General features: G+C 55.9%; 22 protein-coding genes and 1 tRNA gene. 14 read left to right on the plus strand and 9 right to left on the minus strand.

The window, feature by feature from the left end:
* Positions 1-225: 225 nt before the first annotated feature.
* Together AAC622_RS04935 and AAC622_RS04940 are read left to right on the plus strand one after the other, a co-directional pair.
* Entirely contained in the window at positions 226-897 is a 672-nt protein-coding gene (locus tag AAC622_RS04935) for a hypothetical protein (RefSeq protein WP_340260629.1), read from the plus strand.
* Between the two features lie 13 nt (positions 898-910).
* Positions 911-2,275 carry a PQQ-like beta-propeller repeat protein gene (locus AAC622_RS04940; protein WP_340260630.1) on the plus strand — a complete coding sequence of 455 codons (1,365 nt, stop codon included), beginning with the start codon at positions 911-913 and terminating at the stop codon, positions 2,273-2,275.
* A 75-nt stretch (positions 2,276-2,350) separates the two neighbouring features.
* Here AAC622_RS04940 and AAC622_RS04945 read toward each other — a convergent pair whose 3' ends face one another.
* The 3 genes from AAC622_RS04945 to AAC622_RS04955 all read right to left on the minus strand — a co-directional run bounded on the left by AAC622_RS04945 (position 2,351) and on the right by AAC622_RS04955 (position 6,047).
* Complete coding sequence (locus AAC622_RS04945; RefSeq protein ID WP_340260632.1) at positions 2,351-4,771, minus strand: GcvT family protein; 2,421 nt, start codon at positions 4,769-4,771, stop codon at positions 2,351-2,353.
* 131 nt (positions 4,772-4,902) lie between these two features.
* The gene (xth, locus tag AAC622_RS04950) at positions 4,903-5,682 is read right to left on the minus strand and encodes an exodeoxyribonuclease III (RefSeq protein WP_340260633.1); all 780 of its coding nucleotides are present in this window, start codon (positions 5,680-5,682) and stop codon (positions 4,903-4,905) included.
* Between the two features lie 26 nt (positions 5,683-5,708).
* Positions 5,709-6,047, minus strand: coding sequence for a HesB/IscA family protein (locus AAC622_RS04955; RefSeq protein WP_317655788.1), 339 nt, complete (start codon positions 6,045-6,047; stop codon positions 5,709-5,711).
* Between the two features lie 94 nt (positions 6,048-6,141).
* On the opposite strand from AAC622_RS04955, the gene AAC622_RS04960 reads away from it, so the two are divergent.
* The 7 genes from AAC622_RS04960 to AAC622_RS04990 all read left to right on the plus strand — a co-directional run bounded on the left by AAC622_RS04960 (position 6,142) and on the right by AAC622_RS04990 (position 13,209).
* Positions 6,142-7,305: a deoxyguanosinetriphosphate triphosphohydrolase gene (locus AAC622_RS04960; RefSeq protein WP_340260634.1), complete on the plus strand. Its 1,164-nt coding sequence runs from the start codon at positions 6,142-6,144 to the stop codon at positions 7,303-7,305.
* Between the two features lie 71 nt (positions 7,306-7,376).
* The gene (gene argS, locus AAC622_RS04965) at positions 7,377-9,104 is read left to right on the plus strand and encodes an arginine--tRNA ligase (protein WP_340260635.1); all 1,728 of its coding nucleotides are present in this window, start codon (positions 7,377-7,379) and stop codon (positions 9,102-9,104) included.
* Positions 9,105-9,292: 188 nt separating this feature from the next.
* Entirely contained in the window at positions 9,293-10,357 is a 1,065-nt protein-coding gene (locus AAC622_RS04970) for an SPOR domain-containing protein (protein WP_340260636.1), read from the plus strand.
* 12 nt (positions 10,358-10,369) lie between these two features.
* On the plus strand, positions 10,370-11,383 hold the full coding sequence (locus tag AAC622_RS04975) for a glycoside hydrolase family 3 N-terminal domain-containing protein (RefSeq protein ID WP_340260637.1): 1,014 nt from the start codon (positions 10,370-10,372) through the stop codon (positions 11,381-11,383).
* Positions 11,380-12,210 carry a segregation and condensation protein A gene (locus AAC622_RS04980; RefSeq protein ID WP_340260638.1) on the plus strand — a complete coding sequence of 277 codons (831 nt, stop codon included), beginning with the start codon at positions 11,380-11,382 and terminating at the stop codon, positions 12,208-12,210. Before AAC622_RS04975 ends, AAC622_RS04980 begins: the two co-directional genes overlap by 4 nt.
* Entirely contained in the window at positions 12,207-12,944 is a 738-nt protein-coding gene (gene scpB, locus AAC622_RS04985; protein ID WP_340260639.1) for an SMC-Scp complex subunit ScpB, read from the plus strand. Before AAC622_RS04980 ends, scpB begins: the two co-directional genes overlap by 4 nt.
* Positions 12,945-13,026: 82 nt before the next feature.
* Positions 13,027-13,209: a hypothetical protein gene (locus tag AAC622_RS04990; RefSeq protein ID WP_340260641.1), complete on the plus strand. Its 183-nt coding sequence runs from the start codon at positions 13,027-13,029 to the stop codon at positions 13,207-13,209.
* A 51-nt stretch (positions 13,210-13,260) separates the two neighbouring features.
* Here AAC622_RS04990 and glnA read toward each other — a convergent pair whose 3' ends face one another.
* From glnA to AAC622_RS05005, 3 genes are all read right to left on the minus strand, one after another.
* The gene (glnA, locus tag AAC622_RS04995; RefSeq protein WP_340260642.1) at positions 13,261-14,667 is read right to left on the minus strand and encodes a type I glutamate--ammonia ligase; all 1,407 of its coding nucleotides are present in this window, start codon (positions 14,665-14,667) and stop codon (positions 13,261-13,263) included.
* Positions 14,668-14,744: 77 nt separating this feature from the next.
* Entirely contained in the window at positions 14,745-15,083 is a 339-nt protein-coding gene (locus AAC622_RS05000; protein WP_317654668.1) for a P-II family nitrogen regulator, read from the minus strand.
* Positions 15,080-15,610, minus strand: a complete 531-nt coding sequence (locus AAC622_RS05005; RefSeq protein ID WP_340260643.1) for a hypothetical protein — start codon at positions 15,608-15,610, stop codon at positions 15,080-15,082. Before AAC622_RS05005 ends, AAC622_RS05000 begins: the two co-directional genes overlap by 4 nt.
* A gap of 184 nt (positions 15,611-15,794) precedes the next feature.
* Between AAC622_RS05005 and AAC622_RS05010 the strand changes: the two genes are divergently transcribed.
* Positions 15,795-15,879: transfer RNA gene (locus AAC622_RS05010), tRNA-Leu, on the plus strand.
* Between the two features lie 394 nt (positions 15,880-16,273).
* Here AAC622_RS05010 and AAC622_RS05015 read toward each other — a convergent pair.
* Positions 16,274-16,705: a c-type cytochrome gene (locus AAC622_RS05015; RefSeq protein ID WP_340260645.1), complete on the minus strand. Its 432-nt coding sequence runs from the start codon at positions 16,703-16,705 to the stop codon at positions 16,274-16,276.
* A 200-nt stretch (positions 16,706-16,905) separates the two neighbouring features.
* Here AAC622_RS05015 and AAC622_RS05020 point away from each other — a divergent pair, with 200 nt between their 5' ends.
* The 4 genes from AAC622_RS05020 to AAC622_RS05035 all read left to right on the plus strand — a co-directional run bounded on the left by AAC622_RS05020 (position 16,906) and on the right by AAC622_RS05035 (position 21,829).
* A complete protein-coding gene (locus AAC622_RS05020) occupies positions 16,906-18,435 on the plus strand; it encodes an aldehyde dehydrogenase (NADP(+)) (RefSeq protein WP_340260646.1) in 1,530 nt (509 codons plus the stop codon).
* Between the two features lie 9 nt (positions 18,436-18,444).
* Positions 18,445-19,302: an SMP-30/gluconolactonase/LRE family protein gene (locus AAC622_RS05025; protein WP_340260648.1), complete on the plus strand. Its 858-nt coding sequence runs from the start codon at positions 18,445-18,447 to the stop codon at positions 19,300-19,302.
* Positions 19,303-19,443: 141 nt separating this feature from the next.
* On the plus strand, positions 19,444-20,769 hold the full coding sequence (gene tig, locus AAC622_RS05030) for a trigger factor (protein ID WP_340260649.1): 1,326 nt from the start codon (positions 19,444-19,446) through the stop codon (positions 20,767-20,769).
* A 169-nt stretch (positions 20,770-20,938) separates the two neighbouring features.
* Entirely contained in the window at positions 20,939-21,829 is an 891-nt protein-coding gene (locus tag AAC622_RS05035; RefSeq protein WP_340260651.1) for a hypothetical protein, read from the plus strand.
* 80 nt (positions 21,830-21,909) lie between these two features.
* Here AAC622_RS05035 and rplI read toward each other — a convergent pair whose 3' ends face one another.
* Together rplI and rpsR are read right to left on the minus strand one after the other, a co-directional pair.
* Positions 21,910-22,536 carry a 50S ribosomal protein L9 gene (gene rplI / locus AAC622_RS05040; protein WP_340260652.1) on the minus strand — a complete coding sequence of 209 codons (627 nt, stop codon included), beginning with the start codon at positions 22,534-22,536 and terminating at the stop codon, positions 21,910-21,912.
* 12 nt (positions 22,537-22,548) lie between these two features.
* A complete protein-coding gene (gene rpsR / locus AAC622_RS05045) occupies positions 22,549-22,776 on the minus strand; it encodes a 30S ribosomal protein S18 (protein ID WP_213675305.1) in 228 nt (75 codons plus the stop codon).
* Between the last annotated feature and the right edge of the window lie 20 nt (positions 22,777-22,796).

Below are 22,796 nucleotides of genomic sequence, written 5' to 3' on the forward strand. Positions count from 1 at the left end.
GCTGGGTAACGCTTTCTGTCTCATACGAGTGAACTGTTGAGTTTAGATTAGTCTTTTATACCTACGTCCGCAAGAATGAACGGAATGGTTTAGTTTTTATTTTGTGACAGAATTTGACCATCTGTTGCGAATACGCCGTTTGGGCGCGGTTGCACTTGGCAAAGCTCTGTGCTTCGCGTTAAGTGAAGCACGTGGGTTTTGATTTCAAAGAGAGAACGGCACAGCATGAGCCAAAGCGACAGTTTCATTGATGAAGTCACCGAAGAATTGCGCCGCGATCAGCTGTTTCGCGCGCTCAAAAGGTGGGGCTGGATTGGCGTTTTGGCTGTTGTCGCATTGGTCGGGGCCGCGACCTATCGCGAGATCAGCACAAATCGCGATCTTGCAGCGGCGCGTGATTTTGGGGACGCGGTGATCGCCGCCCTTGATCTGCCCGATGCCGAGGCCCGCGCTGCGGCCCTCGCTGAGATCACTCCAAGCCGCAGCAATCAAGAGGTGCTATTGGCTTTCATACGTGCCTCAGACCTCAGCGAAAGCGACCTGGTGGCCGCTGCAGCGGCGTTGCGCGCGATTGCAGATGCACCCAATCTCTTGCCGCGTTATCGCGATCTGGCCCTGTTGCGCGCCCATATCCTTGCCCCCTTGGCGGATCAGGGATTGGTCGATGCAACATTGGCGCGTTTGGCCGAGGATGGTGCGCCTTTCGCAGGCATCGCGCGTGAAATGCAGGCGCTAGAACTGTTAAAGGCGGGCGATAAAGAGGGGGCGATTGCAGCACTTGAGGCCTTGTCTGAGCAATCCGTTGTGACCCTGTCACAGCGTCAGCGGATCAGCGCGTTGATTTTCGCGCTGCAAAGTGGCGCTACGATCACGGGCCAAAGCGCGTCATCTGAATAAAGGGACAGGTTTCATGCACAATACCGTTTCTTACGCAAAACCTGTGGCGCGGCTCTGCGGTGTCAGCCTCATCGCTTTCGCCCTTTTGACGGGTTGTGAGCGCGAGCCGATCTTGCAAGGTGAACGGTTCGGGACACGCGTGCCTTTGGCGCAAACCCTGCCAAGCGAGGAAGGGGTGGATGCCACCGCTGAGGCGACGGATGCGGCCCTCGTGCCTTTCACGCAACCAACGGCGCAACGTTTGACGGATTGGCCATTGCGCGGTGCGAATGCCGCGAATGCGATCCCTGCGCTTGGGTTCTCGCAATCAGCAAGCCTGTTGTGGTCAACGGATATTGGCCAAGGTAATGGCAGACGCACCCGACTGACCGCTGACCCGATTTTCACAAATGGCGCGATTGTTACGCTTGATAGTGATGCAGGGCTTCAGGCGACCTCGCCCGAGGGAGCCGTGATTTGGCGCACTGATTTGACCCCTGCAAGCGAACGCGATGGCGGTGTCTTTGGCGGCGGGATTGGCGCCGCAGGGGATCAGATTTTTGCAACCACCGGATATGGTGAATTGCTGGCCATTGATGCCGCAAGCGGTGCTATTTCATGGCGTCAACGTCTTGGGGCAACGCTTGGCGCACCAACCGTGGCGGGCGGCGTTGTTTATGTGACGGGCCGTGATGATCAGGCCTATGCCGTGGATGCGGCCACGGGGCGTGTGCGGTGGGAAATCCCCGCAACTGGGGCCGCTGCAGTCTTGTCAGGCAGCCCATCCCCTGCGCTGACCTCGCGCTTGGTCGTGTTTCCCTTTGGCTCGGGCGAGTTGACAGGCGTGCTGCGCCAATCGGGCGTGCGGGTTTGGTCGGGTGCCATCGCGGGTGAGCGGATCGGTGTGGCTTATAATTATATCAACGATATCACCTCTGACCCCGTTGTGGTGGGGGGCAGGCTTTATGCGGGCAATCTGTCTGGCCGCGTTGTCTCGATCGATGCGGGATCAGGCGCGCGTCTTTGGACAGCGACAGAAGGGGCCTATTCGGGTCTGATCGTTGCAGGAAATTCCGTGTTTTTCGTATCTGACCGCAGTGCGTTGATCCGTCTTGATCAAGCGACTGGTGAGATGATTTGGGAAACCGAATTGCCCCTTTACGAGGCCCGCCGCGAGCGCCGCCGCAAGGCCGTGTTTACCTATTACGGGCCGATTTTGGCAGGTGGTCATTTGATCTTGGCCACGGGCGATGGGGAAATTCTGCGTTTTGACCCTGAAACAGGTGCCGCACTTGATGGCAGCCTTACCCTGCGCGGCGGGGCAGCAAGCCAACCCATCGTTGTCAATGATACGCTTTATGTGGTCAGCGCAGATGGTCGCCTGCATGCCTATCGCTGAGCCGTTAAGCCTGTTTTAACGATAGGCTGATAGACCCTCCCCGTCATTAACCGCAGAGCAGGGAGGGCGCGCCGATTAAGGCGCGCGCATCACCTTGGCCTCTGGGTCAAACAGGGGCTGGGGCAGGGGCGTGACCTTTAGGGAATGGCCCAAAACCTCGATGGTGAAGCCATCCGCCTGATCGGCATATTCCTTCGGCACATATCCCATCGCAACCGATGTCGCGCTGGCATGGGCATAGCCGCCTGATGTAACCCAACCGATGGTTTTCCCCTGAAAATCAATTGGCTCATCCCCGATCACATCGGCATCATGTGCGTCAATTGCGAAACTCATTAGGCGTAAAGCTCCGCCCGTCTCCCGCTCGGCCAAGGCTGCGGCTTTGCCGATAAAATCAGCGGGTTTGTTATAAGCCACAAACCGATCAAGACGGGCCTCAAGCGGGCCATAGACGGGGCGATATTCGCGCGCCCATCCGCCAAAGTTCTTTTCCAAACGCAAAGAATTGAGCGCCCGCAGACCGATAGGACGCAGCCCGTGATCCGCCCCAACGCGCAACAAGGCCTCAAAAATTTGGCGCTGGAATTCTGGGCGCATCCAAATCTCATATCCCAAATCCCCCGTAAAGCTGACCCGCCCGACATAGGCGGGGGCCATGGACACATCCATTTTCGCAAAATCCATAAAGCGCATCTTCGCCATATCAGGGGCAATTTGCGCAAGTATGTCCCGCGCTTTTGGCCCTGCAATATGCAGCCCGCAAAGGCCTAAACCGATCACTTCAATGGTGATGTCTTCGGTGCTCAATTTTTGGGCCTCGAACCAACGGGCATAGAAATTTTCAGCCATGCCAGAGCCAAACAGCATATAAGTCTCAGGATCTACGCAGGCGCAGGTGAGATCACCTTGCAGCTTGCCATTTTCCTTCAACATCGGTGCCAACGTCATCCGACCGGGTTTGGGCAGGGCACAGGTCAAAACGCGGTCAAGAAACGCGCCTGCATCCGCGCCCGCGATCCGAAATTTCGAATAGCCCGAGATTTCCAACAGGCCCGCAGCCTCGCGCAGGTTGCGCGCCTCGGCCCCAACATGGTCAAAATCACTTGAGCGCCGCCATGAAAATTGATCCCGCACACCTTCGGGCGCAAACCAAAGCGGCACTTCAAGTCCCCAAGATTCACCCATCTGCGCGCCAAGCCTGACCATGCGATCATAAATTGGCGTGGTCTTATGGGGGCGGGCGGCCTGCAATTCCTCGTTCGGGAATTTGATGGAGAACCGCCGCGAATAGTTTTCTTGCACTTTCGGGTTGGTGTAGCTGAGGGTCGTCCAATCGCCATAGCGCGCAACATCCATCGCCCACACGTCAAAGCCAGGATCCCCTTGGGTGATCCAATTGGCCAGCGCCAGACCGACACCGCCGCCTTGGCTGAAGCCCGCCATAACCCCGCAGGCTGACCACATCCCCTCAAGTCCGCGAATAGGCCCGATCAACGGGTTTCCATCGGGGGCAAAGGTGAAGGGGCCATTGATGATTTGTTTGATGCCCGCATTCGCAAAGGCGGGGAAATGTTCAAACCCCACCTCAAGGCTTGGCGCGATGCGGTCAATATCGGGTTGTAGCAGTTCATGCCCGAATTCCCACGGCGTGTTGCGGGTCGACCATGGAACACAGGCCTTCTCATAGGTGCCCATAAGCATCCCGCCACGTTCTTGGCGCAAATACAGCTCGCCATCGAAATCGACCGCATGGATCACTTCGCGGCCCGTTTTTGCGTTGATCTCGGCCACTTCGGGCATGTCTTCGGTGATGAGATACATATGCTCCATCGCCAAGATGGGCAGTTCAAGGCCCACCATGCGCCCCACTTCGCGCGCCCAAAGCCCGCCTGCATTCACCACATGCTCGCAGGCGATATCGCCCTTGTCGGTTTGAACGATCCAACCACCATCGCGCCCACGCATGATGCCCGTCACCATGCGGTGTGTCTGATAGCTGGCCCCAAGAATTTTGGCGGATTTGGCATAGGCATAGGTCACACCAGAAGGGTCAAGATGGCCATCTACAACGGTGCGCAAAGCGCCCGTAAACTGCCGCGGATCCAGAAGCGGCATCAGCTCATGCGCCTCTTCGGGGGTGATTACTTCGGCTTCAATACCCTGATAGCGCCCTTTGGCAGAGATGGATTTCAACCAATCAAACCGCTCAGGCGTGGAGGCCAACATCACCCCACCTGTCATGTGAAAGCCTGTGGCCTGACCTGACAGTTCTTCAATTTCTTTATAAAGATCAATCGTGTATTTCTGAAGCTTGGCGACATTTGGATCACCGTTGATGGTGTGGCACCCGCCCGCTGCGTGCCATGTGCTGCCCGAGGTCAGTTCAGACCGTTCGATCAAAAGGCTATCTGTCCAACCCGCTTTGGCGAGGTGGTAGAGAACGGATGCCCCCACAACACCACCCCCGATAATCACGACCCGCGCTGTTTCAGACATCCATACCTCCCGTTGAGATGATCCTTACCTTGCACCAAACCTAGACCGCCAAATGGCGGCAGAGGTGCTTAAATTCGACCAAATTGGGGGGGCAAATGCCGCGAATAGGCTAAATCGCGGGGCGCTGGAAATCAGGCGGCCAGTTCAACCCAAACAGGCACGTGATCTGATGGTTTTTCACGCGCGCGGATTTCACGATCTATTCCAACATCTTGCAAAAGATCAGCCGCGTAGGGGCACAGCAAAATGTGATCAATGCGGATCCCATCATTGCGGTTCCACGCCCCCGCTTGGTAATCCCAGAACGAATAATTGTCGCCACCTTGCACCCGTGCACGAAACGCATCTGTCAGGCCAAGGTTCACGATTTTGCGAAACGCCTCGCGGCTGGTTTGACGCGCCAATGCATCTTCGCGCCATGCATCGGGGCGGGCGGCATCTTCGTCTTGGGGGATGATATTGTAATCCCCTGCAAACAAAACGGGGGTTTCTTCCGTTAAAAGTTCGGTAACACGCGCCTGCATCCGCGCCATCCACGCCAATTTGTACTCATATTTCGGGCCAGGGCAGGGATTGCCATTGGGTAGATAAAGCCCGCAAATCCGCAGCGCCTTTTGACCGACCACTGTGGCCTCAATCCAACGTGCCTGCTCATCCTCCGCGTCACCGGGCAGGCCGCGGATCACATCTTCGAGCGGATATTTTGACAAAATGGCCACGCCGTTGAAACTTTTTTGACCATGGGTTTCCACGTTATAACCCCGCTCCTCGAAAATCTCGCGGGGGAAGGCGTCGTCAACCGATTTGATCTCTTGCAATAGCGCCACGTCAGGGGCCGCCTCATCCAACCATTGCGGCAGGGCATCTATGCGCGCTTTGATCCCATTGATATTAAATGTGGCTATTTTCATAAGCGCAGGCCTTTTTAATCAATGGGTTAAAGAGAAAAGCTAATCCCACAGCCGCAGGATGACGCGGCATTTGGATTATCAATCACAAAGCGCGCGCCAATTAATTCTTCGGAAAAATCAATCACGGCATTGGCCAAAAACGGCAGCGAGGTTTCATCAACCACAACCTTTTGGCCTGCATCCTCCAAGATCAGATCACCCTCGGCGGGATCATCAAGCCGAATATCATATTGAAAGCCAGAACACCCGCCCCCTTCAACTGCCACGCGTAGCGCCTTCGGGGCAGGTGTATCTGCGTTAATCTCGGCCAGACGCGCAAAGGCGCGGGGGGTTACTTTGGGAGGTAGGTTCAAATCCATCGCCATCTCGTTTGGGCAAAATTTGCTGTGATTGCGGGCTGTTAGAACAGTGTGTTTTCCAATATAAGACCGCCAAATTGAAACGGCAAGGATGGGGATCATGAGCGCAAACTATGCCTGCACTCCGAGCGACAGTCGCGGCAGGTTCTACCCCGAGGCGGAAAGTGGGCACAGGTCTTGCTTTCAGCGCGACCGCGACCGCATCATCCATGCCTCTAGTTTTCGCCGCCTCAAGCATAAGACTCAAGTTTTTGTCGAGCATGAGGGCGATTATTTTCGCACCCGTCTGACCCATTCGATCGAGGTCGCGCAAGTGGCCCGCACGATTGCCCGCGCCCTTGGGGCGAACGAGGATTTGACCGAGGCGATTGCGCTGGCCCATGATCTGGGCCACACGCCCTTTGGCCATACGGGCGAGGATGCGCTTTGCGATTTGATGGCGCCCTATGGTGGGTTCGATCATAATGCGCAGGCCATTCGCATCGTCACCAATCTCGAGCGCCATTATGCGGATTTTGACGGGCTAAACTTGACATGGGAAAGCCTTGAGGGGATTGCGAAACATAATGGGCCCTTGGCCGCCCCATATCCTTGGGCCTTGGCCGAATATAACGCGCGCCATGATCTAGAATTGACCACCTATGCCAGCCTTGAGGCGCAGATTGCCGCGATTGCGGATGATATCGCCTATAATCACCACGATCTGCATGACGGGCTAAGGGCGGGGCTATTTGAGGTGGCTGATATTATGGCGCTGCCCCTTGTGGGGCAGTGTTTTGGCGAGGTGGATAGGGCCTATCCCGATATTGACCCAACCCGCCGCAGGCACGAGGCGTTGCGCCGCTTTTTCGGGGTATTGGTTGAGGATGTGATTGCCTATGCCACCACAGCCCTTGGCGCGCTTGACCCTGCGTCGCCGCAAGATATCCGCCACGCGGGGCGCGCAATGGTGCGGTTTTCGGATCAGGTTTTTGCTGATCTCAAAGAGGTGCGCGCGTTTTTGTTCGCCCGCATGTATCGTGCCCCGCGCGTGGTCGAGACACGCGCAATCGTCATGGATGTCGTGAATGATTTATTCCCGCATATGATGGCCCACCCTGACCAACTGCCCCGCCAATGGCAGGCCGAAGTGCGCGCAACGCAAGATGACACCACGCTTGCGCGGTTGGTTTGCGATTATATCGCGGGCATGACGGATCGGTTCGCACTGCAAACCCATCGGCGGATCTTCAACCGTGATTTGGGTCTGCGGGGCGTCTTCTAAGAGGCCTTGTGGCATTGACCTCGCTCTGCAACCTGATAGAGCAGGGCTCAAGACAATCAGGATGATAAAACATGATGCTTTTTGCCGATATTCGCGCCTTGGTGATTGGCGCTTTGGGTCAGATGGAGGCCGCAGGCACGTTGCCCGCAGGGCTTGATTTCTCCAATGTCGCGGTTGAACCCCCGCGCGATGCGGCCCATGGCGATATGGCAACGAATGCGGCCATGGTTCTGGCAAAACCAGCAGGGCTAAAGCCACGTGATATCGCCGATGCATTGGCCCCGATCCTGATGGCCGACCCGCGGATTGAGACCGCCGATGTGGCGGGGCCAGGCTTTCTGAACCTTCGCCTTTCCGCGCAGACATGGCGCGAGATGCTGCGCGGCATTGCGCAGGCGCGCGGTGCCTATGGCCGCGTCAATATCGGGCAGGGGCGCAAGGTGAATATCGAATATGTGTCGGCCAACCCGACAGGGCCCTTGCATGTGGGCCATACGCGCGGCGCGGTCTTTGGCGATGCTTTGGCCGGCCTGTTGGATTACGCAGGATATGACGTTACGCGCGAATATTACATCAATGATGGCGGGGCGCAGGTCGATGTTTTGGCGCGTTCTGTGTATTTGCGCTATCTCGAGGCGCATGGTCAGGCTGTGTCCTTTGAGGATGGCACCTATCCAGGCGATTACCTGATCGAGGTGGGTCAGGCCCTGAAATCCGAAGTTGGGGATGCATATCTTGGTCGCCCCGAGGGGGAATGGCTTGCCCCCGTGCGTGAGTTCGCCATCGCGGCCATGATGCAGCTGATCGAGGCTGATCTCGACAGTCTTGGCGTGAAAATGGATCACTTCTTTAGTGAAAAATCCCTCTACGGCACGGGGCGGATTGAAGCCGCGATTGAAGACCTTAAGGGTAAGGGCCTGATTTATCGCGGTGTGTTAGAGCCACCAAAGGGCAAAACCCCAGAGGATTGGGAGCCGCGCGAACAAACCTTGTTCAAATCCACCGAGCATGGCGATGATGTGGATCGCCCGATTATGAAATCGGATGGCGCATGGACATATTTTGCCCCTGACATCGCCTATCATTATGACAAGGTCACCCGTGGCTATGATGAATTGATTGACGTCTTTGGCGCCGATCATGGGGGCTATGTCAAACGGATGAAGGCCGCCGTGGCGGCGCTGTCTGAAAACAAGGTGCCGCTTGATATTAAGCTGACGCAATTGGTGCGCCTCTTCAAAGGCGGCGAGCCGTTTAAGATGTCAAAACGCGCAGGCACGTTCGTCATGCTGTCCGATGTGGTCGAGGCGGTCGGGCGCGATGTCACGCGCTTTATCATGCTGACCCGCAAGAACGATGCGCCTTTGGATTTTGATATCGACAAGGTATTAGAGCAATCCAAAGATAACCCCGTGTTCTATGTCCAATACGCCCATGCCCGCATTCAATCGGTGCTGCGCAAGGCGGGTGAATTGGGCATCGCGATAGATCACAAAAATCTGGACGCGATCAACGATCCTGCTGAATTCGCGCTTGTGGCGAAACTCGCGGAATGGCCGCGTGTGGTCGAGATCGCGGCACAATCGCACGAGCCGCATCGCATTGCGTTTTTCCTCTATGATCTGGCCGCTGAATTCCACGCTCTGTGGAATAAGGGCAATGCCGCACCCCATCTGCGCTTTTTGCAAGAAGATGATTTGGCAACGACTTCGGCAAAATTGGCCCTTATTGATGCAGTAGCCGTTGTTATTTCCAACGGTCTTGGTATCTTAGGGGTAGCACCTGCGGATAAAATGTAAGGCGAGAAACGTCTTCACCCTCCGCAGGCCAGAGGCAGAGCAGGATAGTTCCGTGACATAAGCCCATAAAACAAAGGGCATCACGGCGGAAAAGGGCAGGCATGGCGGCTTATGAAAAAGAACCTCCCGCGCAAAGACCGTTTCAGCGCATAGCGAACTCTGCGCAGGCCAGACGCTCTGTCGGGGGGATGGCGGTTGATCCATCGCGTCTTTTTGCCAACCCGCCGCAAAGATTTGATCCCCCATCCGCGCGCGCGCCACAGATGCCGCAAGCGGGGTGGGATCCTCTCAACGCCACAGCCATGCCCGACCTTCAGGCCTCCGCCGATCAGATCACCGCGAGCCATGCCGAGGTCGAACGCACGCAGTCTGTGCGCAAGCTCGGTCTTGGGGTCATGGGGCTGATGTCGGTCGCCATGGTGGCGCTTGGGGCGTATTGGGGATATGAGGCGCTGAAACGGCAGACCCTTGGTGTGCCCGTGATTGCCGCACCATCCGAGCCGTTTCGCGTGCCGCCGGATGATCCGGGCGGGGTTGAGGCAGATCACATGGGCCTTGCCGTGAATGAGATCGCCGCAGGGCGTGAGGCGGGGCCTGCAGCAGCGCAAATCATCCTTGCGCCGCCGCCTGTTGATTTGATTGAGGATGTGACCCTTTTGGTGACGCCTGAGGCTGAAATGCCCCAAGCCGCGCCTGAATTGGACATTATCGCGCCTGACAGTTTTGACTTGATCGGGCCACCTGCGCCGCCTGTCGCGGATGTGCCGCAGGCGACCGAAGATTTGATCACCGCGCTTTTAGCAGAGGCTTTGGGGGAGAGCCCTAATGCGCCTCAGCCTGATCTTACGCCTGAGGTCGACAGAATTCCTGCCTCTGTCGTGGGCGTGGCTGTATCACTTATTCCAACGCCGCGACCCTTTACGATGGATCCGAGCCTTGCGCAGGTGCCCATTGATGCTAGCCGTGATGACGCCATTGAAATTGATCCTTCAACCCTTGCCGCGGGGGACATGGTTGTGCAGCTTGGCGCCTTTGACAGCCCCGATGCGGCGCGGCGTGAGTGGGATCGGCTTGCGGCGCAATATGATGGCTTTTTCGAAGGGCGTGGTCGCGTGATTATGGCGGCCAGTTCGGGCGGTCAGGAATTCTTCCGTCTGCGTGTCGCGGGGTTTGACGGGGTGGATGATGCACGCCGTTTTTGCACGGCGCTCTTGGCATTGGGTCAGGCCTGCATCCCTGCGACCATTCGGTGAGGGGGCAGGGCTATGTCTATCCCTTATTCTGCCACAATCCTTGGCCTCCAGGGCCTAAGTTTGTCGGCGGGTGAGGCGCAGTTTTTTCGCGCGGCCAACCCTTGGGGATTTATTCTTTTTGCGCGCAACATCGATAACCCTGACCAACTGCGGGCCTTAACCGATAGCTTGCGCGATTGTGTTGGGTGGGATGCGCCCATTTTGATTGACCAAGAGGGCGGGCGTGTGCAGCGCATGGGGCCACCGCATTGGCGGCACTGGACACCGCCCCTTGATATGATCGCAGGCCGTGACCCGCACTCGGCTGCGCGCGCCTTATATTTGCGCGCGGCCTATATTGGGCTTGAGATGCGCGCCGTGGGGTTTGACGTTAATTGCGCGCCTTTGGCGGATGTCGCGCGGCCTGAAACTCATGCGGTGTTAAAAAATCGCCTTTACGGGTTTGAGCCTGATACAGTTGCAACCTTTGCCCGTGCCTATGCCCAAGGGTTGATGGATGCGGGCGTGGCCCCGATTTTGAAACATCTGCCCGGATATGGGCTTGGTCAGGTAGATAGCCATCTAAGCTGCCCCCGCGTCAGTGCTGCGCTCAGTGAATTGGAGGCGGTTGATTTCGCGGCCTTTCGGCCCCTGATTGATCTGCCAATGGGGATGAGCGCGCATATCATATATGAGGCACTTGACCCCGACCTGCCTGCAACCCTGTCCCCTGTTCTGATGCGGATGATCCGCGAGGATATTGGGTATCAAGGGTTGATGATGACCGATGATATCTCGATGGGGGCGCTTGGCGGCAGTTTGGCAGAACGCAGCACACAGGCCCGCGCGGCGGGCTGTGATGTCATTTTGCATTGCAATGGCAAGCTGCCCGAAATGGAGGAGGTCGTTGCCCATTCTGGTCAGTTGGATGGGATCGCGGCAAAACGCGCGCAGGCGGCACTTTTGGCGTGCAAATCCGCGACATCGCTTGACTTATACGCGATAGATGCCGAACTTCGCAGCCTAAGCGAAAAAGGCCCAATATGAGCGATACACCTGCGCTGCCCCCTGAGGCGGCAAATGACAATCTTCTCGCCGATCCCGGTGAATGGGATAGCGTGGCCGAACGCCGCGCGGCCGAGGCGTTGGTTGTCGATGTCGATGGGTTTGAAGGGCCGCTTGACCTATTGCTGACATTGTCGCGCACGCAAAAGGTGGATTTGCGCAAAATATCGGTTTTGCGATTGGCCGAGCAATATTTGGCCTTCGTGGAAGAAGCGCGCACATTACGGATTGAATTGGCAGCGGATTACTTGGTTATGGCCGCGTGGTTGGCCTATCTCAAATCGCGGCTCTTATTGCCGACTGATCCCGAAGAAGAGGGCCCGTCAGGCGAAGAATTGGCGGCGCATTTGGCCTTCCAATTGGAGCGATTAAGCGCCATGCGCGAATGCGCGGCCAAGTTGATGGCGCGGGATCGTTTGGGACGGGATCGTTTCGTGCGTGGCATTCCGGAGGCCGTTACCCATGCACGTAAGGTCAAATATACCGCAAACCTTCTTGATTTAATGCAAGGTTATGCGCGGATAAGAACCCGTGATGATTTTCGCCCCTTTGTCATGGATCGCGATAGCGTTTTTACAATGGAGAAAGCCCTAGAGCGGATGCGCGGCCTGATCGGATATGCGGGCGAGTGGACGGATATCTTGACCTATCTGCCCGATGGGTGGGGCATGGATCCGAAAAAACGCCGCTCTGCCACCGCGGCCACATTTGCGGCGAGTTTGGAATTGGTAAAGGCGGGAAAATTGGTCATTCGCCAAGCGGAAACATTCGCGCCAATTGAAGTGAAGCGAAGGGATGATGAAAGATGAGCGGCGTGGCGGATACACCTAAAACTTCCCCCGAAACACCTGCTGAAGCACCCTCAAGCACGCCTGAGAAGAGCCTGTTTCAAGCGCCCCCTTTGGCGGAACAGGAGCGCATGATTGAGGCCTTGCTTTTTGCCAGTGCCGAGCCTGTCTCAATCCGCGAGATGGAAGCACGCCTTCCGCATGGCTGTGATCCTGCTGAAGCCTTGCAACTGCTGCGCCGCCGCTATGAGGGGCGCGGTGTGAATGTGGTCAAAGTGGGGGATGCATGGGCGATGCGCACCAGTGCTGATCTGGGCTTTCTGATGAGCCGCGAAACGGTCGAGACACGGAAACTGTCGCGCGCGGCAATCGAAACCTTGGCAATCGTGGCATACCATCAACCTGTGACGCGCGCCGAGATTGAAGAAATCCGCGGCGTGTCGGTCAATCGGGGCACGATTGATCAATTGATTGAAATGGAATGGATCAAATTTGGCCGCCGCAAGATGACGCCGGGCCGGCCTGTCACATTCGTGGTAACGCCTGCGTTTTTGGATCATTTCGGTTTGGAATCTGCCCGTGATTTGCCGGGCGTGAAGGAATTGCGCGATGCGGGGCTGCTCGACAATCGCCCGCGCGGCTTGAACCTGTCCGAGGAGGGCGCAGAAGCCCCAGAGGAGGAGGAGGGTGGTCTTCCCTTCGATATGGATGACGCAGATGAGGATGGCACCTTGTTCGAGGATGACGCGCCCTGATTTCGCCCCAGTATCCCGTTATCATCTCACATGGCCCGCGTTCTGCGGGTCTTGTTTTATGGGGGGTGCAATTGAGAGTGAGATGAGCAACCTTATTTCGGCAATGATCCGTATGGTGATAAGGCGGATGGTTTGGCGTGGGGTGAATAAAGCAACCGACCATGTCGCGCGGCGAGGTGCAGGGGGTGATCCTGCACAGGCCCGTGCGACTGAGCGCCGTCTGCGCCAGACTACGGGTCTTATGCAGCGGTTCATGCGGTTCTGATAAAAAAAGGCGCAAGCAATGCTTGCGCCTTTCTTGTTCGATTTCTGCTGCTTAGCAGGAGAAATACATCTTGTATTCCACAGGGTGTGGGGTGTGTTCGAAGGCATAGACCTCCTGCCACTTGAGCGCGGCATAGGCATCGATTTGATCCTTCGTGAACACATCGCCTTTGAGCAGGAAGTCGTGATCTTTTTCCAGCTCTTCCAATGCCTCGCGCAAGGATGCGCAAACAGTTGGGATTTCGGCCAATTCTTCTGGGGGCAGATCATACAGATCTTTGTCAGAAGGCTCACCTGGGTGGATTTTGTTCTGAATACCGTCCAGACCCGCCATCAACAAGGCCGCGAAGGCCAAGTAGGGGTTTGCAGATGGATCAGGGAAGCGGGCCTCAACGCGCTTGGCTTTGGGGCTTTCTGTCCATGGAATACGCACGCAGCCCGAACGGTTCCGTGCAGAATAAGCACGTAGAACGGGGGCTTCGAAGCCGGGGATCAGACGCTTATAGCTGTTGGTCGATGGGTTGGTGAACGCGTTCAACGCTTTGGCGTGCTTGAGGATGCCACCGATGAAGTAAAGCGCCTCATCTGACAGATCCGCGTATTTGTCGCCTGCAAACAAGGGCTTGCCATCTTTCCAGATCGACATGTTCACGTGCATCCCCGTGCCGTTATCGCCTGCCATAGGCTTGGGCATGAAGGTGGCTGTTTTGCCATAGGCATGGGCCACGTTCTGGATGATGTATTTATATTTCAGGATGTTGTCGCCCTGTTCGGTCAATGTCCCGAAAATCAGGCCCAATTCATGCTGACAGGTCGCCACTTCGTGGTGATGCTTGTCCACTTTCATCCCGATGGATTTCATGGTCGACAGCATTTCAGACCGCAGGTCTTGGGCTTCATCAATTGGGTTCACAGGGAAGTAGCCGCCCTTGTGGCCCGCGCGATGGCCCATATTGCCCATCTCGAACTCAGCATCGGTGTTCCATGCAGCTGCGACCGCGTCAATTTCGTAGCCCACTTTGTTTGGGGCGACCGAGTAACGCACATCATCGAAGATGAAGAATTCGGCCTCTGGGCCGAAATAGGCCACATCGCCAATCCCTGTGGATTTCAGATAGGCCTCTGCCTTAACGGCGGTGCCGCGTGGGTCACGCTCGTAAGGCTCGCCCGTGTCAGGCTCGACCACGTTACAATGCACGCACAGGGTTTTCTCTGCGTAGAACGGATCAATATAGGCGCTGTCTGTGTCTACCATCAATTTCATGTCGGAGGCTTCGATGCCTTTCCAACCAGAAATCGAGGAGCCGTCAAACATGAAGCCCTCATCGAGGAAATCTTCATCAACCAGATCAGACATCACGGTAACGTGCTGGATCTTGCCGCGCGGGTCTGTGAAACGAATATCGACATATGCGATGTCTTCGTCTTTGATCAGTTTAAGAACCTTGTCTTTGCTCATCGTGACCTTCCCTTACATTTTGGTCTTTGGGGAGTGAGATAGGGCCAAAGTGACCCTGGCTATTTTGGCCTCATGCCTTAAAGCGCGTCTTCACCAGACTCGCCTGTGCGGATGCGGATCGCTTGCTCGATGGTGGAGACGAAAATCTTACCGTCCCCAATCTTATCGGTCTTCGCCGCGTCAATGATCGCCTCAATCGCGCCATCGACCATATCATCGGAAAGAACAACTTCGATTTTCACCTTAGGCAAGAAATCAACCACATATTCCGCGCCGCGATAAAGCTCTGTATGACCTTTTTGACGGCCAAACCCTTTAACTTCGGTCACCGACAAACCTTGAATGCCGATTTCCTGAAGCGCTTCTTTCACTTCATCAAGCTTAAATGGTTTGATGATCGCTTCGATTTTTTTCATGTGGCCCTCGCTTTCCTGCGTGCATTGCGCGTTTCTGACACCATGTTGTGCGGGGCGGGGCAATCTGATTGCCCGCTCGCGCTGCTCTCTCTCAAGGGAAATTTGAGGACTTGCAACATATTTGTGCGCTGCGCACAAAATTTAATCAGTTTGAAAACTGTGGCTTTAAGCTGCGGCCTGATCGACCGAACGGGCCGCCTGTCACCGTGGCGCGTTTTCAACAATTGACTGGGAAAGAGATCACAGTGCTGCGTCTGGTCAGAGCCAAGCGCATAGGCCGCAAGATGCACCAAGCGCAGGGGTTGGGCGATATGCACAGGCATCAGTGCCTGAAGGGGCAGGGCGCCAATATTGGTGATGACACGATCCCCCACATAGAGATGTTCCGCGGGCAAGGCCCCCTCAAGGGTGAGAATGGGCAAATCTGCCATGATGAGTTGCGTCTCAAGCGCAGGCATTGCGTCAATTGGGCTTTGCACCAAATCGCGCAACCCCATAAGCAGCGCAGGGCTAACGGGAATTGTCATTTGTTTTGCTCGCATTTGACGCGGTTCTTTGCCCGCTTTTGCCTCTGTGGTGAGGTAACATCAGAAATAAGGCGAAATTGTGGCGCAGCCTTTGGTGCGGGGCGGTGCGGCCTCTGAGAAATTGCAAAAAGGGTGATTTTCCCCCTCGCACTCCGCAAAAGCCTCTGCTAAGGACAGCGCCGTTGCGGGTGTGGCGAAATTGGTAGACGCACCAGATTTAGGTTCTGGCGCCGCAAGGCGTGGGGGTTCAAGTCCCTCCACCCGCACCAAATCATGAAACTATAATGATATATTTCATGGCCTTAGTTATTTATGCACACAGGCCGTCCACCCTATTATCCACCTTTTTTGTTGAGCGTCCCGCGCGCGCGCATTTCTGTGTATTTGCTCCCGCCCGCGCGTGCGCGTTGCTTCCGCTTATGTCGGTTTCGGTAAGGTAAACTCCGCCTGCCCGCGACTTACCTAGCTCCCCATGTGTCAGATAGCCGATAACCTTGAGGTCATGGGTCGGAGGGGTCAAGCATATGTTGATGAGTTCATTGACGTTGGCGCGACCAGGTAAGTTGCGCCTTAAGATGGCCACTGCTCCACGCTTTACGGACACGCTCTGATTTTATCTCGCGCGGATGGCTAAAAGACCATGCCGCGCGAGAAGGTTTGGCGTTACTCAGTCGCCAAAGATTGCAGATAGGCGTAAAGGTTGCGGGCATCTTCGTCGCCACGCACACGGAACGACATCGCGCTGCGCGCGCCATTGTCGCCAAGCGCCTCGCGCAGATAGGCGGTCGGGTCTTGGACATAGGCCACAAAGGATTCTTCATCCCAAATATTGCCCGCCTCACCATAGGCTGCAAGGCTGGCGGAATAGCGGAAGCCTTCGGCGACCCCTGCAGGGCCGCCTGCCACACCGTATAGGTTTGGCCCTGTGCGCCCATTACGCCCCGCAAGCGTGTCACCTGCTGCGTTTTTAACAACATGGCACGCCACGCATTGGTTGAACGCGCGCTCACCCGCAGCGGCATCACCGCTTGCCCATGCTGCCCCGCCCGAAACTGCAAAGGCCAAGGCTGCGGCCAGTCCGATTTTTTGCGTCAAATCACTCACTCCCTTGTCAGTCATTATTGGCACGAATGACTGAAAATGACGCCGTCACAAAACTAGTTTTGGCGTTGATTGATCTGATTTCAAGTCAGGCTTGCGCGACAAATTCCCGCAAACCCTGACGCCCCTCCCTTGCAGCATTGCGTGCAGGTGTTTAACGATAGCGCCAACAGCCAGTGATAAGGGAGCGCGTTATGGGATCTGAGCCAAAATTTCACCCGCATGGACAGCATTTGATTGCAGGCCACTGGCGTGCAGGGGAGGGGCAGTTTACATCGGCCCCTGTGGATGGTCAGGGTCACGCGGTTTCAAAAGGCAGCACGGCTTTGGTGGATCAGGCTGTTCAGGGCGCTGAAACTGCATTTTGGGATTATAGTGTCACATCCCGCGCTGCGCGCGCTGCCTTTCTCAACAAAATCGCGGATGAGATTGAAGCGCGCGGCCCGATGATCACCGACATTGGGACCCGCGAAACGGGCCTGCCCGCGGCGCGCCTTGAGGGGGAGCGCGGTCGCACCACGGGCCAGTTGCGGATGTTTGCGGCGCATATCCTAAAAGAGGACTATCTTGATTTGCGCCATGATGCAGCCCTGCCTGATCGCGCGCCCTTGCCGCGCCCTGATTTGCGCATGATGCAGCGCCCTTTGGGCCCTGTGGCCGTGTTTGGCGCCTCGAATTTCCCACTCGCCTTTTCAACGGCGGGGGGCGATACGGCCAGCGCCTTAGCGGCAGGCTGCCCCGCGGTGGTCAAGGCGCATGAAGCGCATCCGGGAACGGCTGAAATCATCGCTGAGGCTATCTTGGCCGCGATCCGCGCCTGCGACTTGCCTGAGGGCGTGTTTAGCATGATCCATGGCGGGGCCTATGAGGTGGGCGGCGCGCTTGTGCAGCATCCATTGATCACTGCGGTTGGCTTTACGGGCTCGCTCAAAGGCGGACGCGCCTTGTTCGATCTCTGCGCAGCGCGTCCAACCCCAATTCCATTTTTTGGCGAATTGGGCAGCGTGAACCCGATGTTTTTGATGCCTGCCGCGATGGCCGCGCGTGGCGCGGCGATTGGCACGGCGTGGGCGGGGTCTTTGACCATGGGTGTGGGGCAGTTTTGCACCAATCCAGGGATCGCCGTGGTGATTGACGGGGCTGAGGCCGATGCATTTGTTGCGGCCGCAAGTGAGGCGCTCACTGCAACCGCGCCGCAGGTGATGCTAACCACAGGCATTGCCGAGGCCTATCGTAATGGGGTCAAAACCATCGGCGCCCAAAACGCAGTGCGTGAGGTTTTGGGAACCATGTGCGACAACCGCGATGCAGCCCCCTATCTGTATGAGGTGAGCGGTGCAGATTGGTTGGCCAATGATGCGCTTGGTCACGAGGTGTTTGGCCCAATGGGGATGGTTGTGCGCGCCCGTGATCTTGCACAGATGCGCGAAATTGCCCTCAATCTTGAGGGGCAGTTGACCTGCACGTTGCATATGGATGACGGCGATCTGGCAGAGGCCCGCACGTTCTTACCGATCCTTGAGCGCAAAGCAGGCCGCGTTTTGGCCAATGGTTTCCCCACTGGGGTCGAGGTCTGCGATGCCATGGTGCATGGCGGGCCTTATCCTGCGTCTACAAATTTTGGGGCGACATCCGTGGGATCTTTGGCAATCCGCCGCTTTTTAAGGCCTGTGTGCTATCAAAACATGCCTGAAGGTCTGTTGCCCAGTGAATTGGCCAAGTGAGGTTGGATCATGGGTGTGCATGCAAGCGCGATAACGACACAGCCAAATTTCCTAGGTGAGGGGCCTTTGTGGCATCCGTTGCGTGGGGAATTGCTGTGGTTCGATATTATGAACAAAACCCTTTTTGCGCTGAAAGATGGCGCTCAGCGCGAATATGGGTTCCCAGATTTGGTTTCGGCGGCGGGATGGGTCGATGAGACCCGTATCGTCATCGCCTCTGAACGCGCGCTGTTTGTGTTTGATTTGGACACAGGCACCGCCACGCCATTGTGTGATCTTGAGGCAGATAACCCCGTGACACGCTCAAATGATGGCCGCGCGGATCATCAGGGCGGGTTTTGGATCGGGACGATGGGCAAGAAGTTCGAAGAGGGGGCAGGAGCGATTTATCGCTACTATAAGGGTGAATTGCGCAAATTATTCGCCGCCGTGACCATACCCAATTCGATTTGCTTTTCGCCTGATGGCAAGATCGCCTATTTCTGCTCGACCCCAGATCAGCAGATTATGCAGGTCGGCCTTAATGCCGATGGATGGCCCGATGGGTCAATTTCGGTGTTTCTTGACCTGCGGGGGGAAGATTTGAACCCTGACGGGTCTGTGGTGGATGCTGAAGGCTATGTTTGGAATGCGCAATGGGGCAGGGGCCGAGTTGCGCGTTATGCCCCCGATGGCAGGCTTGAGCGCGTGGTCACGCTTGACGGGCGGCATTCCAGTTGCCCCGCCTTTGGGGGGGGCGACCTTCAAGACCTCTACATCACCTCCGCACAGGAGGGGATGGACGCGCCAGATGCGCCGCAAGGATTGCTCTATCATGCACGGCTTGAGGTCAAAGGCGTGGCTGAACCACGGGTTATTTTGCCCTAATTTATGTGAATGCAGGGGCCAAGCGCCGCTTGGCCCGCATTTCGGGGTTGAACGCCCCCCTGCCTGTCAATAGTAAGGCGCAAATTCCCTTTTTGCGGGTCGCCTTTGGGTGACCACCGTTTTCGATTGCGAGGAAAGCAGATGAACGTCACGGAAACCCTAAACGAAGGCCTAAAGCGCGCCTATAAGATCACCATCACGGGTGCGGAACTCGAGGCCAAGGTCAATGAGAAACTGACTGAAGCGCAGCCTGAGATTGAGATGAAAGGCTTTCGCAAGGGGAAAGTGCCGATGGCGCTTTTGAAAAAGCAGTTCGGCCCCCGTGTCATGGGCGAAGCGATGCAAGACGCTGTTGATAGCGCAATGCAAAACCACCTTGAAACATCTGGCGACCGTCCTGCGATGCAGCCTGAGGTCAAGATGGTGAACGAGGATTGGAAAGAAGGCGATGATGTCATCGTCTCGATGTCCTATGAGCGTCTGCCAGAAATCCCCGATGTGGATTACAAGAAGCTGAAGCTTGAGCGCATGGTTGTGCCTGCATCAGACAAAGAGATTGACGAGACACTGGCGAAACTGGCTGAGACAGCCCAGAATTTCGAAACCAAAAAGGGCAAAGCTGCCAAAGACGATCAGGTCGTCTTTGATTTCGTTGGTAAGGTCGATGGGGAGGCCTTTGAAGGCGGCAGCGCCGAAGATTACCCACTGGTTTTGGGCTCGAACAGCTTTATCCCAGGGTTTGAAGATCAGTTGATCGGTGTAAAAGCGGGCGAAGAAAAGCAGGTTTCTGTCACCTTCCCTGAGGAATACGGCGCTGAGCATTTGGCAGGGAAAGCAGCGACCTTTGATTGCACGATCAAAGAGGTCAAAAAGCCCGTTCCTGCGGTGATTGATGATGAGCTTGCCAAGAAATACAGCGCAGAAAGCCTTGAAGCCTTGAAGGGTCAAGTGTCGGAGCGTTTGCAGGCCGAATATGCGGGGGCCGCGCGCCAGATCACCAAGCGCGCTTTGCTCGATCAGTTGGACAAGCAGGTTAAGTTTGATCTGCCCCCAAGCCTTGTCGAGGCAGAAGCCGCGCAGATCGCGCATCAACTTTGGCATGAAGAAAACCCTGAGCATCAGGGTCATGACCATGGTGAGATCAAACCAACCAAGGAGCACACCAAACTGGCCGAGCGCCGCGTGAAGTTGGGCTTGCTCTTGGCGGAATTGGGTCAGAAGAACGAGGTTCAAGTGACCGATGCGGAATTCACCCAAGCGGTCATGAACCAAGCGCGTCAATACCCCGGTCAAGAGCGCGCTTTCTTCGAATTCATTCAGAAAAATCAGCAAGCGCAGCAGCAGCTTCGCGCACCATTGTTCGAGGATAAGGTCGTTGACTATATCTTTGAGCAGGCTGAAGTGAAGGATGTTGAAACCACCAAAGCCAAGCTTGAAAAAGCTGTTGAGGCCTTGGACGAAGAGTAATCTTCAAAAGACTTTTTACAGCATTACGAAAGGCCCCCAATGAAGATTGGGGGCTTTTTTGTGGTGTTTTGGGGATTTTGGCGTAAGCTAGAGACGGGGTGAAATGCACATTGGGTCGCGCGTGCCATTCGCGATTTGGGGATAATTCAAAAAAATGAGGGACGAATTCATGCTACGCGTTTTACTATCAGCCTGTGCCATGTTGTTTGTGTCTGTGGTCACGGCAGCCGCCTGTCCAACCTTTGCCAAAAGCGGCACTTATCTGAGTTTTACCGGGGATCAGCTTTATTCACCGCAAAGCTATTCGACCATGGCAACGGGCGGGGCGATGCTCAGCAATTGCGGCATATCTGGTGCAGGATCGGTCTCGGCAAGCCCGCAATATACGCTAAACCTGTCAGGCATGCAGGGTTATGATCTTGAGATCCAAGTGAACAGCAGTTGCGATGCTACGCTACTTGTGAATTCAGCTAATGGCATTTGGTATTTTGACGATGACAGCAACGGCAATCTTGATCCAATGCTGCGTATTTCGGGCAGCGATGCGCTGAATGGGCAGGTGGATGTCTGGGTTGGCACCTTAGGGGCAAATTGTTCGGCTACGATTGAATTTGAAACATGGACGGCGAGCACCGCCGCGCCAAGCAATTCGGCCAATTGTCCGACCATCGGCCTAACAGGGCCAAGCTATAATTTGAACGGGCCGCAACTATACTCACCCACCAATTTCTCAGCATCGGCCTATGGCAGCGGCGAGATTTCTGGGTGCGGTTTGCCTGGTCATGGCTGGTTCACGCCTGCACCGCAATTTTCCTTCAACTTCAGCCAGATGCAGGGGTATCGGTTGGAATTGCAGGTCAATGCGAGTTGCGACACCGTGATGTTGGTCAATACAGCGGATGGTACATGGCTGTTTGATGATGACAGCAATGGCAACCTTGATCCTTTGATCAATGTTTATGGGCCATCGGCGCTAAACGGGCGTGTTGATGTTTGGCTTGGGACATATAATGGTCAAAGCTGTCCCGCCAATTTGGAATTGGAGACTTGGACGAACTGATCCAAGCGAAGGTGGTAAACAGAAAAAACCGCGCCCTGTTTGGGGCGCGGTTTTCTTTTGGTTTGCAGACTGAGAAACGCTTATGCGTTTTCTTCACCTTCGTCTGCTGCCTCTGCCGCAGGGGCAGGGGCGTCTTCGTCATCGTCCAGCTGGGCTGCGCCGATATCGTCAAAGAGTTCTGCAATTTCGAATTCTGCAGCAGCTTCTTCCTCGGCGGCCAGTTCTTGGATTGACTTACCAGAGGCTTGCAATTCTGCTTCTTCGGTCGAACGTGCCACGTTGAGGGTGATGGTCACATCTACCTCAGGGTGCAGAACGACAGACACAACGTGAAGGCCAAGCTCTTTGATCGGCGCGGTCAGGGCAACCTGCTTGCGATCAATGCTGAACCCTGCATCGGTGGCCGCATCAGCCGCGTCACGAGTGGTGACAGAGCCGTAAAGCGCACCAGAATCAGAGGCCGAGCGGATCACAACGAATTGCTGACCACCCAAGCGAGCTGCCAAATCCTCGGCTTCTTTCTTTGTCTCAAGGTTGCGCGCTTCAAGCTGGGCTTTTTGCGCTTCGAAGGCCTTGAGGTTGTTGTCATTTGCACGCATCGCCTTGCGCTGTGGCAAGAGATAGTTGCGCGCATAGCCGTCTTTTACCGAAACGACATCGCCCATCTGGCCAAGTTTGGCCACGCGTTCAAGAAGGATCACATCCATATCGGTTTCTCCTTACTTCACTGCATAGGGCAACAGCGCGAGGAAACGAGCGCGCTTGATGGCCTGTGCCAGCTTACGCTGGTTTTTTGCTGATACGGCAGTGATACGTGCAGGCACGATCTTGCCACGCTCAGAGATGTAACGCTGAAGCAAGCGCACATCTTTGTAATCGATTTTTGGCGCGTCTTCTCCGTCAAACGGGTCGGACTTGCGGCGGCGGAAAAACGGTTTTGCTGCCATGATTCTATCCTTCCCTTAAA

Origin of the sequence: Roseobacter sp. HKCCA0882, assembly GCF_037805225.1 — a bacterium.
In the GTDB taxonomy this organism is placed as follows: Bacteria; Pseudomonadota; Alphaproteobacteria; order Rhodobacterales; family Rhodobacteraceae; genus M30B80.